The 14,676-nt window shown below is 63.4% G+C and carries 13 protein-coding genes; 5 read left to right on the top strand and 8 right to left on the bottom strand.

Features of this window, described 5'->3' with window-relative positions:
- Positions 1 to 81: 81 nt before the first annotated feature.
- Positions 82 to 1,044: a LysR family transcriptional regulator gene (locus B0G77_RS00960; RefSeq protein ID WP_133660460.1), complete on the bottom strand. Its 963-nt coding sequence runs from the start codon at positions 1,042 to 1,044 to the stop codon at positions 82 to 84.
- A 160-nt stretch (positions 1,045 to 1,204) separates the two neighbouring features.
- Between B0G77_RS00960 and ilvD the strand changes: the two genes are divergently transcribed.
- On the top strand, positions 1,205 to 2,878 hold the full coding sequence (ilvD, locus tag B0G77_RS00965) for a dihydroxy-acid dehydratase (protein WP_133660461.1): 1,674 nt from the start codon (positions 1,205 to 1,207) through the stop codon (positions 2,876 to 2,878).
- 62 nt (positions 2,879 to 2,940) lie between these two features.
- On the opposite strand, the gene B0G77_RS00970 is transcribed toward ilvD, so the two are convergent.
- Together B0G77_RS00970 and B0G77_RS00975 are read right to left on the bottom strand one after the other, a co-directional pair.
- Positions 2,941 to 4,074 (bottom strand): RNA-guided endonuclease TnpB family protein, encoded by a 1,134-nt coding sequence (locus B0G77_RS00970; RefSeq protein ID WP_133660462.1) that lies wholly within the window; start codon positions 4,072 to 4,074, stop codon positions 2,941 to 2,943.
- Positions 4,075 to 4,176: 102 nt separating this feature from the next.
- Entirely contained in the window at positions 4,177 to 5,916 is a 1,740-nt protein-coding gene (locus B0G77_RS00975; RefSeq protein WP_133660463.1) for an IS1634 family transposase, read from the bottom strand.
- Between the two features lie 362 nt (positions 5,917 to 6,278).
- Here B0G77_RS00975 and B0G77_RS00980 point away from each other — a divergent pair, with 362 nt between their 5' ends.
- Positions 6,279 to 6,614 (top strand): c-type cytochrome, encoded by a 336-nt coding sequence (locus B0G77_RS00980; protein ID WP_133660464.1) that lies wholly within the window; start codon positions 6,279 to 6,281, stop codon positions 6,612 to 6,614.
- Positions 6,615 to 6,696: 82 nt separating this feature from the next.
- Here the strand turns inward: B0G77_RS00980 and B0G77_RS00985 are convergent, their stop codons facing one another.
- The 3 genes from B0G77_RS00985 to B0G77_RS00995 form a co-directional block, all read right to left on the bottom strand.
- Positions 6,697 to 7,413 (bottom strand): DUF2486 family protein, encoded by a 717-nt coding sequence (locus B0G77_RS00985; RefSeq protein ID WP_166656096.1) that lies wholly within the window; start codon positions 7,411 to 7,413, stop codon positions 6,697 to 6,699.
- Between the two features lie 120 nt (positions 7,414 to 7,533).
- A complete protein-coding gene (locus tag B0G77_RS00990; protein ID WP_133660466.1) occupies positions 7,534 to 7,950 on the bottom strand; it encodes a DNA polymerase III subunit chi in 417 nt (138 codons plus the stop codon).
- 31 nt (positions 7,951 to 7,981) lie between these two features.
- Positions 7,982 to 9,493, bottom strand: a complete 1,512-nt coding sequence (locus B0G77_RS00995) for a leucyl aminopeptidase (protein WP_133660467.1) — start codon at positions 9,491 to 9,493, stop codon at positions 7,982 to 7,984.
- A 125-nt stretch (positions 9,494 to 9,618) separates the two neighbouring features.
- On the opposite strand from B0G77_RS00995, the gene lptF reads away from it, so the two are divergent.
- From lptF to B0G77_RS01010, 3 genes are read left to right on the top strand one after another with little or no spacing between them, the layout of a single operon-like run.
- Positions 9,619 to 10,719 carry an LPS export ABC transporter permease LptF gene (gene lptF, locus B0G77_RS01000; protein ID WP_133660468.1) on the top strand — a complete coding sequence of 367 codons (1,101 nt, stop codon included), beginning with the start codon at positions 9,619 to 9,621 and terminating at the stop codon, positions 10,717 to 10,719.
- Positions 10,720 to 10,722: 3 nt separating this feature from the next.
- Positions 10,723 to 11,871, top strand: a complete 1,149-nt coding sequence (gene lptG, locus B0G77_RS01005; RefSeq protein WP_133660469.1) for an LPS export ABC transporter permease LptG — start codon at positions 10,723 to 10,725, stop codon at positions 11,869 to 11,871.
- 58 nt (positions 11,872 to 11,929) lie between these two features.
- Entirely contained in the window at positions 11,930 to 12,307 is a 378-nt protein-coding gene (locus tag B0G77_RS01010) for a CbiX/SirB N-terminal domain-containing protein (protein ID WP_133663979.1), read from the top strand.
- Positions 12,308 to 12,545: 238 nt separating this feature from the next.
- On the opposite strand, the gene cobA is transcribed toward B0G77_RS01010, so the two are convergent.
- Together cobA and B0G77_RS01020 are read right to left on the bottom strand one after the other, a co-directional pair.
- The gene (cobA, locus tag B0G77_RS01015; RefSeq protein WP_133660470.1) at positions 12,546 to 13,292 is read right to left on the bottom strand and encodes a uroporphyrinogen-III C-methyltransferase; all 747 of its coding nucleotides are present in this window, start codon (positions 13,290 to 13,292) and stop codon (positions 12,546 to 12,548) included.
- Positions 13,293 to 13,344: 52 nt separating this feature from the next.
- Entirely contained in the window at positions 13,345 to 14,658 is a 1,314-nt protein-coding gene (locus tag B0G77_RS01020; protein ID WP_133660471.1) for a GTP-binding protein, read from the bottom strand.
- Positions 14,659 to 14,676: the final 18 nt, after the last annotated feature.

Consider the following 14,676-nt stretch of genomic DNA (forward strand, 5'->3'; position numbering starts at 1 on the left):
CAACTGCGACGGGCGCGGCAACAAAACATGCATTGGACGGCGCGTCGCCAGATGGGTTCGCGATAGCCTCGAAGCCATCCGTCAGCGCTTGCGCGCACCGTGCGCCGCGACCGTGGCCGCATGCGCGCGCACGATGTCGATGAAGCCCGCCAGCACTGGACTCACCTCACCCGTGCGCCAGACGAGACCCGTCTCGATCGCCGGCACGGATTCGCGCAGCGGCCGGTAGACGACGCCCGTGCGCCGCAGATTACGTAACGATTGCGGCACCAGCGCGACACCCATGCCCGCCGACACGATACTGACAATCGTCTGCATCTGGATCGCCTCCTGGCCGATACGCGGCGTGAGCCCCGCGACGCCGTAACAATCCATAATGATGTCATAAAAGCCTGGCGCGAGACGCCTTGGGAAGATCACGAGCGGCGCATCAGCGACGTCGCGCAAGCTGACCGGCTCGTCGCGCCAGTCCCCGTCAGGGTTGCTGCCGGCGTGCTCAGCCATCTCCGACGACATCGCGATCACCAGCGGCTCGCGGGCGATGGGCAGCCAGGATAGCTGGGCGAGATGCCGCGGCGGCAACGGCGCAATCACGAGGCCGGCGTCGATGCGGCCCGCAACGAGCTCGTCGATCTGCACGTCGCTGGTCGCTTCCGCAAGCTGCAGGCGCACGCGCGGATGGCGCGCGCCGAAGTCGCGCAGCAGAAGCGGCAGCAACCCGTAATCGGCCGTCGAGACGAAGGCGAGCGACAGCACGCCCGCTTCGCCCCGCGCGAGGCTCTGCGCGAGCGGCCTCAAGCCCTCGGCGCTTGTGAGAAGGCGCCGCACTTCGGGCAGCAGGTCGGCGCCGACCGGCGTCAACTCGACGGAGCGTTTGGTGCGCGCAAAGAGCTCGACGCCGAGCGTCTCCTCCAGCGCCCGGATCGCCTGCGACAAAGGCGGCTGCGTCATCGACAGGCGCGCCGCCGCCCGTCCGAAGTGCTTTTCTTCGGCGACGGCGATGAAATAGCGCAACTGGCGCAGATCGGGGGTCACGGGTAGCATCGATTAATATATTTTTCGACCTAATACAGCCTCAATAATATATTGGACACGCGCTGCGAGACACTGCATTCTTGCGCCACGTGCTGAACCATCCGCCCTGCACCTCGCGGGCGAAGGTCCCCCAATACCAGCACCCAGGACAAGTCAAACGGAGCTCCCCATGTCGTACAACCGTCGTTCGAAGAACATCACGCAAGGCGTCGCGCGCGCGCCGAACCGTTCGATGTATTACGCGCTTGGCTATGAAAAGGCCGATTTCGACAAGCCTATGATCGGCATCGCGAACGGCCACTCGACGATCACGCCGTGCAACTCGGGCCTGCAACGCCTCGCCGACGCAGCCGTGGCAGCGGTCAAGGACGCCGACGCCAACCCGCAGATCTTCGGCACACCGACCATTTCGGACGGTATGTCGATGGGCACGGAAGGCATGAAGTACTCGCTCGTGTCGCGCGAAGTGATCGCCGACTGCATCGAAACGTGCGTGCAGGGCCAGTGGATGGATGGCGTCGTTGTGATCGGCGGCTGCGACAAGAACATGCCGGGCGGCATGATCGCGCTCGCACGGCTCAACGTGCCGGGTATTTACGTCTATGGCGGCACGATCCGCCCAGGCAACTGGAAGGGCAAGGACTTGACGATCGTGTCGTCGTTCGAAGCCGTTGGCGAGTTCACCGCCGGACGCATGTCGCAGGAAGATTTCGAGGGCATCGAACAGAACGCGTGCCCGTCGTCGGGTTCGTGCGGCGGCATGTACACCGCGAACACAATGAGCTCGTCGTTCGAAGCGCTCGGCATGTCGCTGCTGTATTCGTCGACGATGGCCAATCCGGACGACGAAAAGGTCGGTTCCGCGGCGGAATCGGCGCGCGTGCTGGTCGAAGCGGTCAAGAAGGATCTGAAGCCGCGCGACATCATTACGAAGAAGTCGATCGAGAACGCCGTAGCGGTGATCATGGCAACCGGCGGCTCGACGAACGCGGTGCTGCACTTCCTCGCGATCGCCCACGCGGCCGAAGTGGAATGGACCATCGACGACTTCGAGCGCATGAGGAAGCGCGTGCCGGTAATCTGCGACCTGAAGCCGTCGGGCCAGTTCGTCGCCACCGACCTGCACAAGGCAGGCGGCATTCCGCAGGTCATGAAGATCCTGCTGGACGCGGGTCTCCTGCACGGCGACTGCATGACGATCACCGGCAAGACCATGGCCGAAGAACTGAACGACGTGCCGTCGACGCCGCGCGCCGACCAGAAGGTGATCTTCCCGATCGACAAGGCGCTGTACAAGGAAGGCCACCTCGCGATCCTGAAGGGCAACCTGGCAACGGACGGCGCGGTCGCGAAGATCACGGGCCTGAAGAACCCGGTGATCACGGGCCCGGCACGCGTATTCGACGACGAGCAAAGCGCCATGGAAGCCATCCTCGCCGACAAGATCAAGGCAGGCGACGTCGTCGTGCTGCGTTATCTCGGCCCGAAGGGCGGCCCCGGCATGCCGGAAATGCTCGCACCGACTTCGGCGATCATCGGCAAGGGTCTGGGCGAATCGGTCGGTCTCATCACCGACGGCCGCTTCTCGGGCGGCACGTGGGGCATGGTGGTGGGTCACGTTGCGCCTGAAGCGTATGCAGGCGGCACGATCGGCCTCGTGCAGGAAGGCGATTCGATCACGATCGACGCGCACAAGCTGCTGCTGGAACTGAACGTCGACGCCGCCGAACTGGAGCGCCGCCGCGCCGCATGGCAACAGCCGAAGCCGCGTTACACGAGCGGCGTGCTGGCGAAATACGCGGCGCTCGCGCTGCCGGCCAACAAGGGCGCTGTGACGGGTTGAGCTTGACTGCTCCCCTTCCTAAAGAAAAGGGGATTCCCACTTCGCGGAGCCCAGCCTATGCCTCAAAGAGACACGGGACTTACAGCCTCTCCATGGGCTGACACCGCCAGTCCGGCGGCCAGAACATTACGCGCAGCGTTGACGTCGCGATCGTGCATCGACCCGCATTCCGGGCATGTCCATGCACGGACCTTCAACGACATTTTGGCGACGGTATGTCCGCAATCACTGCATCGCTTGCTCGACGGGTACCACTTGTCGATGCCGATGAGCGTGCGCCCATACCACTGCGCTTTGTACTCGAGTTGCCGTGTGAACTCGGACCAACTCGCATCGCTGATCGACTTCGCAAGGCAACGGTTCTTCTGCATGTTCCTGACGGACAGGCTTTCGATGGCGATCACCTGGTTTTCGTTTATCAACCGGGTCGAAAGTTTGTGCAGGAAGTCCCTGCGGGCGTCTGCCGTCCTGGCATGCATGCGTGCAACTTTGAGCTTCGCCTTCCTGCGATTGGCCGAGCCCTTTTGCTTCTTAGCAAGGCGCCGCGACAACTTCGCGAGCTTCTCCTCGTTCTTGCGGAACACATTCGGCGCGGCGATCTTCTCGTCGGTCGACAGAATCGCGAAGTGCGTAAGCCCGAGGTCGACGCCGATCTTTCCAGCGGCGACCGGGCGCGCGCTCACCACTTCGTCGCACAGCATTGAGACGTGGTATCGGCCCGCCGTGTCCTTCGACACGGTGACCGTCGTTACCTTCGCGCCCCTGGGGATCGTGCGTGACCAGCGGATTGCGAGCGGCTCATCCATCTTCGCCAGCTTGAGCGCGGCGCCGTCCCACCTGAAAGCGCTCGTGGTGTATTCGGCCGACTGCGGGCCATCCTTGCGCCTGAAAGTGGGGTACTTCGCGCGCCTGGCGAAAAAGTTGGCGAACGCGGTTTGCAGGTGCCGAAGCGCCTGCTGCACCGGAACCGAACTCACTTCGTTCAGCCACGCGTGCTCTTCGGTCTTTTTGAGCGCCGTCAACGCCGCGGAGGTCTCGTGATAACCCATGCGTTCCTGCCGCCCATACCACGCATCGGTGCGCTGCCGGAGCATGTGGTTATAGGCGAAGCGCGCGCATCCAAACGTCCGGGCAAGAATCACTGCCTGCCCGGGCGTCGGATAGAACCGGAATCGGTATGCACGCTTGATGTCCATTCTTCACACAATACCATGGATCTGTGCGCTAATCCGAACTTTGAGCATGCGGCGCGCGCAGGTCCTTGAATTGCCGCGGTTACGCGTGTCGGGGGGAGTCGGTTACTGGGTACAGACAGGGCTGATGTTCAGCAGGCGGAAGGCCTTTTCCTGAACGGGTGTGGGCCGCGTGATCATCACGATCTTTGCGTCCGGGTTCAGAGATGTGTGGCAGACGTTGTAGGCGAGCGTGGCCAGATCATCGAGCAGCGTGCGGAAGCTATGGACGGGCAAGCCGTCCTCGCCAAGCCGCGTGGCATCCTTTGCTTTTGCCTGGTCCGAACGTCGTGCCTTGGCCACGGGCGAGGGCCGGGTTGCGCGTGCGAGCTCGATGTATTCATCGTCAAACAGCATCGGCTTCAAGGTCTCGCGCATGTGCCATTCGACGTAGTAGGCGAGCATGCACAGGAAGACGTGCGCCCGTACACGCTCGGCGTTCCAGTGGAATATGGGGCGCACGTTCAGATCGACTGTCTTGAGCGACCGGAAGGCACGCTCCACGACCGCCAGGCCCTTGTACGCCGAGACAGCCGCTTCGGCCGGCAGGTCCTGTTCGGGCACGCTGGTGCGCACCACATACAGGCCGTCGAGCGCCGCTTCCTGCCGGATCTGACCGGCCTTGCGCGTCCAGGTGAAGCCCTCGTCGGTGAAGCTCAGCTCGAAGTGCTTGGCCATCTTGTAGTGGTCGATGACGCGGCCCACGCGCAGGGCAATGGCATCGGCGCCCTTGAGGCGGTTGCGGGCACGCGTGGTCGCCTCGGCGATCTTCGTCAGCTCGGCTTCAGTGGCCTGCAGCAAGTCCTCGCGTTTGCGGGTCCGCTGCTCGGCCAGCAGCGGATTGCGGCACACGATGAGCCGCTCACCGGGGAACGCCTCACTGGTCAGCTCCAGCAGGTTGCGCTCGTCAAACAGCGAGGGCTGGAAAGGCCCCTTCTCCTGGGCAAGCGCGCTCACCTGCGGCGCGCGCAGGCTGCTCACCCAGTCCAGCCCCGCCGGGCGCAATACCGTGTCGATGCGCGCCTGCGTGAGCATGCCCCGGTCGCCCACCCAGGCGATCTTGCCGATGCCATAGCGGTCCCGCAGTTTCTCCACCTGCGAGGCCACGGTAGCCGGATCGGCGGTGTTGCCGGCAAACACCTCGACGGCCACCGGACAGCCTTCAGGAGTGCAAACCAGCCCGAACACGATCTGCGGATCGTCGCGCTTGCCATCGCGGCTGTAGCCGCGCGCGGCAAGCTCGCAGCAGTCTCCGGTCACCCACGTGGACGTGAGGTCATAGAGCACCAGCATGCTGCCGGCCAGATGCTTGCGCGCCAGCCGCTTCTCGATGTCTTCCTGGGCCTCGCCCAGCCAGTCGAGCGCGGTATAGACCTGTCCGAGGTCAACCTCGCCCAGCTTCAGCAGCCGCGACAGCGAGTGGGTCGCGGTCTCGTCGCGCAACATGCGATGGGTGGCCAGCTTCGAAGCGGGAGACACCACCCGCGCCACCAGCAGCGCCATGAGCATCGCGCGCAGCGCGGCCGGTGCAGCCGCAAACCACTGCTCGGCGCCGCAGGCACGCGCCGCGCCCAGCACCGCGGCCACATGTCCGTGCGGCAGGCTGCGCTCGATCACGAAGGCCTCTTCAGCCGAGGGCACTGCGACGCCACCGCGCAGCAGCACCTTCAGTCCTTCGATGACCTCGGCGGGCAGCGATGAGAGGTTGGCCAGGGTGCGCTTCTTCACCTTGTTGCCGTCGCGGAAGGACTCGCGCAACAGGATGGCGGGCGGTGAGTTGCGGTTGGGGACGTGTTCGATATACATGAACACTGATTAAAGCAAATAATCACCGAAAGTCAATATAAAAATACTAACTTACATGGCTACATGATAGTCCCAGAAAATAGCCGAAACCCTGCACTGATGCGGATTCCGGCTATTTGAGAAGTCAAAGCTCGGGCTAATTGGAGCACGGGAGCAACGTCAAAACCGTCTCCTTACCTCCCCGGCCTGAAGGCCGAGGTTTCTCGGAGACACTGATGAAACTGGCGTAGCGTCGACCGGCTGTGTTTGACAGGCCGGCTCGAACGAAGGGGCCAGGACAGGGGCACACGACGGGTCGTCTGCCCCTTTGCTTTTATAATGCCTGCACCACAGGTCGGGCACACGCACCGGCGGAGACCAGAATGAATCGAAAGTCGTATGCGGCATTGGCGCTCATCGGCACGCTGGTAGCCGGTGGAACGGCGTCTGCACAGAAACCCGCGGTCGACGGGCTCGCGCTCGCCACGGCGCAGAACTGCATGAGCTGTCACTCGGTGAACCGGCCACTCATGGGGCCGACATTGCATGACATCGCGGCAAAGTACGCGCCGCGCGGCGATGCGGCGACGTCGTACCTGTCGCGCAAGATCGTCGAAGGCAGCTCGGGTATCTGGGGCCCGGTGCCCATGCCCGCCAACACGCAGCTCACGCCCGATCAGGCCGTGGCGCTTGCGAACTGGATCCTGTCGTTGCGGTAAATCGCGGGCGGTGTTCGCCAGCCAGGCATCGGACAGCCCGCGGGCTGGCATGCACTACATGCATGGCCGACGAGGAGGCGAGTCAGACGTCCGAACGCCGCGCCGCTTCTTCCTTTACCGCGTCCTTCACCCATCCGGCGATTTGCACTTCGAGCGCCGATGCCACTTCGCGCGCGATCTGACCGACGAGCCAGGTCGCGTGGACCCGCATCGCGGCTTGACACCGCTCTTCGATCAGTTCACGCCCTTCGCCGCCCAGATAACTCGCAAGACGGCCGCGCAGACGCTCGGCCAGCAGATCGGCATCGATCTCGTGAGCGCCGTTCCCGCGCGCCAGTTCGGGCGCGTAGGGCTCGGCGAACGGCGTTGTCGCGACTTCAGTTGCGTCGTCGACGGGTGCGGGTTGCGGCACGAACGCAGGCGCTACCGTCTGCCGGTGTTCTGGCGGAAACTGGGGGGCGACCGCTGACGGCACCTCTCGCGCCACTTCCGGTGCAACCTGCGGCGAGGCATGGGCGGCGACATGAGGCACATCTTCCGGCGCAACCACGGGCTCTTCGGTCGTGGCCACGACGACAGGTGGCGGCACGTCTGTCGGTGCCGGAGTGGGCGCGCCAGGCGGCGCCGGTGCCTCGAGTACGTCCTCGACCGGCGCTGCGGCCGGTGCTGCAGCCTCGGCGGACGGATGGCGCGCACGCACGGGACTGCCCGCCACGAGAACGTCACTCAGTACCGGAATCGAAGTATCGTCGCTACCACGGGGACCGTGACTATCGTGGCTATCGTGAGAAGGGGACACGAAAACACTCCGTCGATGAATCGGGCGAACCGATAGGGGTCAAGACAGGCAGCTGAGTCAGGTTCACGCAGCAGACCACGCGAAAGGTAACCGCGGGTAACCGCACGCACCCGGCAGACATCAACCGCCCTGCTTGTAGTTGTTCAAAGGATAGCCGCGATCGCGGTAAAAGCGATAGCGCTCGCGACCTGCGGCGAGTTCGTCGGGCGTATCGCCGACGATTTCCAGAAGCCGTTCGAAGCGCGCGAACTGCGCCGGCACCTCGGCGCCAAGATTGAGCAGTACCTGATGGTGCGGCGCGTTATCCAGATTCGTTGCCAGTACGATAGGCGTCTGCGCGGCGAGCGGGCTGTCCATCATGCAGTGCGGCACGAAGTCGAGCGGCGAAAACGTCCACAACTGCTCGTCGAACGCGCGTAGCCGGGCGGGGTCCGCCAGCACGACGGTCGGCTGTTGCGCCTGATACGCCTTGCGTATCAGGCGGCAGGCGTACAGCAGCGAATCGCCCACGTTCGAATGAAAGTCGATCCGCGTCATGCCCGGCTCCGCCTCGCTACGCTGCAACGCGTCATTGCGCCGCGCGGTCGATCAGGAACTGCGCGAGCAGCGGCACCGGACGGCCCGTCGCACCCTTCGCCGCTCCGCTCTTCCATGCCGTACCGGCGATGTCGAGGTGGGCCCACGGATAGCTTTCAGCGAAACGCGACAGGAAGCACGCCGCCGTCACGCTGCCCGCCGGACGGCCACCAATGTTCGCGAGATCTGCGAAATTCGACTTCAGCTGATCCTGATACTCGTCGTCGAGCGGCAGGCGCCAGGCCGGATCGGCCGCTTCCTTCGATGCGTCGAGCAGTTCGCCGGCAAGCGCGTCGTCCTTCGCGAACAGGCCGCTGTTGTGATGACCGAGCGCGATGATGCACGCGCCCGTCAGCGTCGCGATGTCGATCACGGCGGCCGGTTTGAAGCGCTCCGCGTAGGTGAGCGCGTCACACAGGATCAGACGGCCTTCCGCGTCGGTATTGAGCACTTCGATCGTCAGGCCCTTCATGCTGGTGACGATGTCGCCCGGCTTGGTCGCGTTGCCGGCCGGCATGTTCTCGACGGCCGGAATGATGCCGACGACATTGATCTTCAGGCCCATTTCCGCCACCGCGCGCAGCGTACCCAGCACCGAGCCCGCGCCGCACATGTCGTACTTCATCTCGTCCATGCCTTCGCCCGGTTTCAGCGAAATGCCGCCGGTGTCGAACGTCACCCCCTTGCCGACCAGCACCACCGGCGCAGCCTTCGCGGCGCCACCCTGGTACTGCAGCACGATGAACTGCGGTGGCTCGACGGAACCCCGCGTGACCGACAGGAACGAGCCCATTTTCAGCGCTTCGGCCTGCTTCTCGCCGAGCACTTCAAGTTTCAGCTTCCAGTCTTTCGCGAGCTTCTTCGCGGTGTTCGCGAGGTAGGTCGGCGTGCAGACGTTGGCCGGAAGATTGCCGAGGTCGCGGGTCAGGTCCATGCCGTTGGCGAGCGCGGCGCCCTGCTTCGCGGCAACTTTGGCGGCCTTTTCGTCGGCGCTATCGACACTGAATACGATGCGCTTGAGCGCCCGCACGCTGGTGTCGGGCTTGCTCTTCAACTGGGTGAATTTGTACGTGAGTTCACGCAGTGCGAGGATCGCGGCGCGCACGTTCCAGTCGGCCGTGCGTTCCTGCACCGGCAGTTGCGCCAGCGTGAACGTGACCTGCACGACCTTGGTGCCGAGGAGCGCCCGCCATGCGGCGCGCGCGGCTTCGCCGTAGGCTTTCTGCGTAAAGACATCCTGTTTGCCGAGACCGACGAGCAGCACGCGCGAGGCGCCGATGCCCGACACTTCGTGCAGGAACAGCGTGGTGCCGCTCTTGCCGTCCATGTCGCCGGCCTTGATGATACGGGTCAGGAGGCCCTTGGCGGCGGCGTCGATTTCCAGCGCGGCACCCGACAGCGTCTGCGACTCGAACACGCCGATTACAATGCAATCGGACTTCCCGGTAAGGAACCCGTTTGACGTGCCTTTGTTCCAATCACAGGCTTTTATGCTAAAGTCCATCGCGCTCGTCCTCGGATAAAATCTGGGCTTAGGATGAAAGCCGCAATTATCCGCTATTTTTCCCGCGGCGGCTGCAAGGAAGGCGCAACAGGCGCTTCCGTCGGCACGCCCTCTCTTCATCAACAATGATCTTCGAACGCTCCCTCCAGCGCGAACTCGCGTATACGGCTGGTGCCGTGTTCATGGTTCTGCTGACGCTCGTGCTGACGACGATGATGATCCGCATCGTCGGTTTCGCCGCGTCGGGCGAGGTCGATCCGCGCGACGTGCTGGTTCTGATCGGCCTCACTGTGATCGGCTATCTGGCGATCATGCTTGTCGCGACGCTGTTCGTGTCGATCCTGTTCGTCCTCACACGCTGGTACAAAGACTCCGAAATGGTGGTATGGCACGCGTCCGGCGTGAGCCTCACGCGCCTCATCAAGCCCATTGGCGTGTTTTCGACGCCGATCATCGTCCTCATCATGTTCTTCGTGTTCGTTGGCTGGCCGTGGTCGAACCAGCAGAACAGGCTGATCCGTGCACGTTTCCAGCAGCGCGACGAGGTCTCGATGCTCGCGCCCGGGCAGTTCCGCGAATCGCCGGCCAGCCACCGCGTGTTCTTCATCGAGAAGATGACGTCCGATCAGGGCCGCGTCGAGAACGTGTTCGTGACGAGCACGGAAAACGGCAAGGTCAACGTGGTGGTGTCCAAGAACGGCCATACGGAGACGCACAAGAACGGCGACCGCTTCGTCGTGCTCGAAAACGGCCGCCGCTATGACGGCGAGCCTGGTCACCCCGATTTCCGCATCATGGAATTCGAGCGATATGGCGTGAAGATCCAGAGCCAGCCGGTGGTGAGTGCTCCGACCACGACGGGCACACCGACACTCGACCTGCTGCGCAATCCGACGAACGAAAACCTCGCTGAACTGGCGTGGCGCGCCGGGTTGCCGCTGATCGCGATCAACCTGATGCTGCTGGCCATTCCGCTTGCGCACCAGAATCCGCGCCGCAGCCGCACCATCAACCTCGTGATGGCCGTGTTGATCTATCTGACGTATTCGAACCTGTTGAACGTCGTGCAGTCGTGGATTGAACAGGGCAAGATGCCGTTCGTCGTCGGCCTCGTGTCGCTGCACATTGTCGTGGCGGTGATCGTCGCGGTCATGTTCTGGCTGCGCGTGCGCAATCGCCCGCTCTTTACGCGGGCGATGTTCCACCGCTCGTCGCAGGGAGCCTGACCGATGCGGATCTATGAAAAGTACTTCGCGCGGCAGATCTACCTCACGTTCGTCTTCATCCTGTTCGCGTTTTCCGGGCTGTTCTTCTTTTTCGACCTGATCAACGAACTGGGCACGGTTGGTCACGGCAATTACAAGTTCGGCTACGCAGTGCTGCGCGTCGCGTTGCAGACGCCCTCGCGCTTCTACGAAATCATTCCGGTTGCCGCGTTGATCAGCGCGATCTACGTGTTCGCGCAGATGGCCGCGAACTCCGAGTACACCATCTTCCGCGTGTCGGGTCTCGCGACGAACCAGGCACTGCGCTCGCTGCTCAAGATCGGGATCCCGCTCGTGTTCCTGACCTATCTGATCGGCGAGGTAGTCGGTCCCTACACGGACCAGTTGTCGGAACGTGTGCGGCTCGAAGCGCTCGGCTCGGCGGTATCGACGAATTTCGAATCCGGTGTATGGGTGAAAGACACGCTGACCGCGCGTGCAGACGGCGAGCAGGTGACGCGCTTCGTCAACGTCGGAGAACTGCAGCCCGACGCGACGATCAGCAACGTGCGGATCTATGAATTCGACTCGCTGTTCCGCCTGGCCAACGTGCGCATTGCGAAGAGCGGGAGATACACGCCGCCAGGCCACTGGTTATTGACGGACGTGACGGACACGCAGCTGATCGACGTCGCACCGCCGGGCGCCAAGCCCACCGATGCGCTCAACCCGGTTTATCGGGCGAAGCAGGTGTCGCTGCCCGAATATTCGCTGCGCTCCGAACTGACGCCGCAGATTCTTTCGGTGCTGCTGGTTTCGCCGGACCGGATGTCGATGTTCAATCTGTTCCGCTACATCCAGCATTTGACGGAGAATCATCAGGACACGCAGCGTTACCAGATCGCGTTGTGGCGCAAGCTGTTGTATCCGTTCGCCGTGTTCGTCATGCTGGTGCTGTCGTTGCCGTTCGCTTACCTGCATACGCGGGCCGGCGTGGTGGGTGTGAAGGTGTTCGGCGGGATCATGCTCGGCATGAGCTTCCAGCTCGTGAACACGCTCTTCTCGCACATTGGGACGCTGAATACCTGGCCGGCGCCGCTAACTGCGGCTACGCCGGGGCTGATGTATCTTGTTCTCGGGTTGATCGGGTTGAAGTGGGTGGACCGGCACTAGGGTGTCGTGTTGGTGTTGGTGTTGGTGTCGCTGTCGCGGTCTGCCTGGGGATTGCATGATGGGTATGCACGGTATCGTTCTGTTCGGGCATGGGGCGCGGGATCCGCGATGGGCCGAGCCATTTGCAAGGCTTGCTGCAAAGTTGCAGGCTTTGCGCGGCGAAGCCGGACCTGTGTCGCTCGCCTTTCTGGAACTAATGACGCCGGATCTGCCCGGCGCGATTGCTGCGCAGGTCGCAGGCGGGTGCGATGAGGTGACTGTCGTTCCCGTATTTTTTGGCCAGGGTGGGCATGTGCGGCGGGATTTGCCCAATGTCGTTGAACAATGCCGTGCGGCAAATCCAGGTGTTGTGATTCGTTGTGCTACTGCCGTTGGTGAAGATGAGGGTGTGCTCGATGCTGTTGTTGGGTATTGCCTTCGGCAGGTTCAGCGTTAGGGTTGGCTGTTCTCGCTAAACGGTTTTTGTGCCGGTGTCTGCTGCGGCTGGGAGCCTGTCCGCGTTTTTGTGGGCGAGGCGGTTGATGGAAGGGTTATCCGCGCGCCTGCTTGAATCGATCGACCTCATTTCCCTGACTGGGCGGTCCCCGTGGTGGACGGGACGTCTATCGGATCGTCAACCGGCAGAAAGACGCGCAATGCGCGCCTGCGGTTTGGGGTCAAGGAAAGGCAAAAAACTAGGCAGCGACCAGCAACCCACTTCCAACACCCCGAGCCCTGCGCTCGGCAAATGCCTCGCCAATCATCAAAAGACTCGGCTGCCCCGGATCAAGCCAAACCTGCGCATCGCCAGCTGCAAGCTCATCGAGCGTCAACGTAAGCGTCCGTTCACGAGCCGTACTGCAAGCCTCAACGATGGCGACGGGAGTCGCCCCCGCGCGCCCGGCGTCGATCAACTGCTGCGCGATCTCAGGCGCGCTATCGCGCCCCATGTAAAACACGAGCGAATCAGCATTCACCTGCTCACGGATAGCCTCCGTATCAGGCGCCCGGCTATGCGTGGCCAGCGCAACACTGCGCGACACGCCCCGCAGCGTCAACGACCGCTTCAAAGCCGCCGCACCAGCCAGCGCAGCAGTAATGCCCGGCACGACCTCATACTCGATGCCCGCGGCTTCAAGCGCCCGCATTTCCTCGTCGGCACGGCCAAAGAGCATCGGGTCGCCGCCCTTCAACCGCACAACGACGTCATGTTCCAGCGCCGCATCGACAATCTGCTTGTTGATAAACTGCTGCGCGGTCGAAAGCTGGCCACAGCGCTTACCCACCGCGATCTTGCGCGCATGGGGCGCGTAATCCAGCATCGCCGGCTCGACGAGCGCGTCGTGCAGCACCACATCCGCAGTGCCAAGCAGGCGCGCGCCACGCACGGTGATAAGGTCCGCCGCACCCGGCCCTGCTCCGATCAGATACACCTTACCCATCTGCTTCAACCTCGTTCGTCCAGTCCGTGCGACATGCGTACGCGCATGTCACTTACGCCGAAAACGCCCGGATCATGCCGGCCGCAACGGTGTGGTGCGTGGCCTCGTCGATCAGCACGAACGCGCCCGTACCCGGATGCGAGTCGTATGCGTCGGCGACGATCGGCTTTTGCAACGTCAGCGACACGCGGCCGATGTCGTTCATCGTCAGATCGTGACGATCGGTGGCGTGCGACAGCGTATGCACGTCCAGCACCTGTTTGATCGCGCCGATACGCGCGAACACGGTATTCGTGGCCTGCTTGAGCAGGTACTTGCGCTGCGTCGACAGCGGTGTGTCGTCGAACCAGCACAGGTCGGCTTCGAGCTTCTTCGCCGGTTCCGGCGCCTGCTCACGCCGCACGAACGTGTCGCCGCGCGAGACGTCGACGTCTTCCGCCAGGCGGATCGTCACCGTCTGGCCCGCAAACGCGCGGTCGACCTGCGCCGTGCCGCCCGGCACCGGCGCAATGATTTCCGCCACCGTGGCCTCGCGGCTGGCCGGCAGCACGACGATCGTGTCGCCCAGCTTCACCTCACCGGCTTCGACACGGCCCATATAGCCGCGGAAATCGTCGGCCTGGCTGCCGTCCTGGCGCGCCACCCATTGCACCGGGAAACGCAGCGCCTGACCGGCCGGAATCTCGACCGGCAACGCTTCGAGCAGGTCGAGCAGCGGCTCGCCGGCATACCACGGCATGCGCTCGCTGGCGGTCACGATGTTGTCGCCCTTCAGCGCCGACACCGGCACAAAGCGCACATCCGTCAAGCCCAGCTGGCGCGCGAGTTCCACATACGCATCGCGGATCTCGTTGAAGCGCGTTTCGCTGTAGTCGACCAGATCCATCTTGTTGATCGCGACGATCGCATGCTGCAGGCCAAGCAGCTTGACGATCGCGCTGTGGCGCTTCGTCTGCGGCAGCAGTTGCGCCACGCCGTTCGCGAACGTGACACGGGTCGCGTCAACCAGAATGATCGCCGCATGCGCGGTCGAGGCGCCCGTCACCATGTTGCGCGTGTACTGCTCGTGGCCTGGCGTGTCGGCGATGATGAACTTGCGCTTCGCCGTCGCAAAGTAGCGGTACGCGACGTCGATCGTGATGCCCTGCTCGCGCTCGGCCTCGAGGCCGTCCGTCAGCAGCGACAGGTCGATTTCGTCGCCGACGGTGCGCTTGTTCTTTGCGCGCGACAGCGCCGACAGCTGGTCGGACAGCACCGCCTTGCTGTCGTACAGCAGGCGGCCGATCAGCGTGCTCTTGCCGTCGTCGACGCTGCCCGCGGTGATGAAACGCAGCACGCCGAGGTCTTCTGGTTGACGAATACTCATGATTGCATTGCCCTCGTG

Origin of the sequence: Paraburkholderia sp. BL10I2N1 (assembly GCF_004361815.1) — a bacterium.
GTDB lineage: Bacteria > Pseudomonadota > Gammaproteobacteria > Burkholderiales > Burkholderiaceae > Paraburkholderia.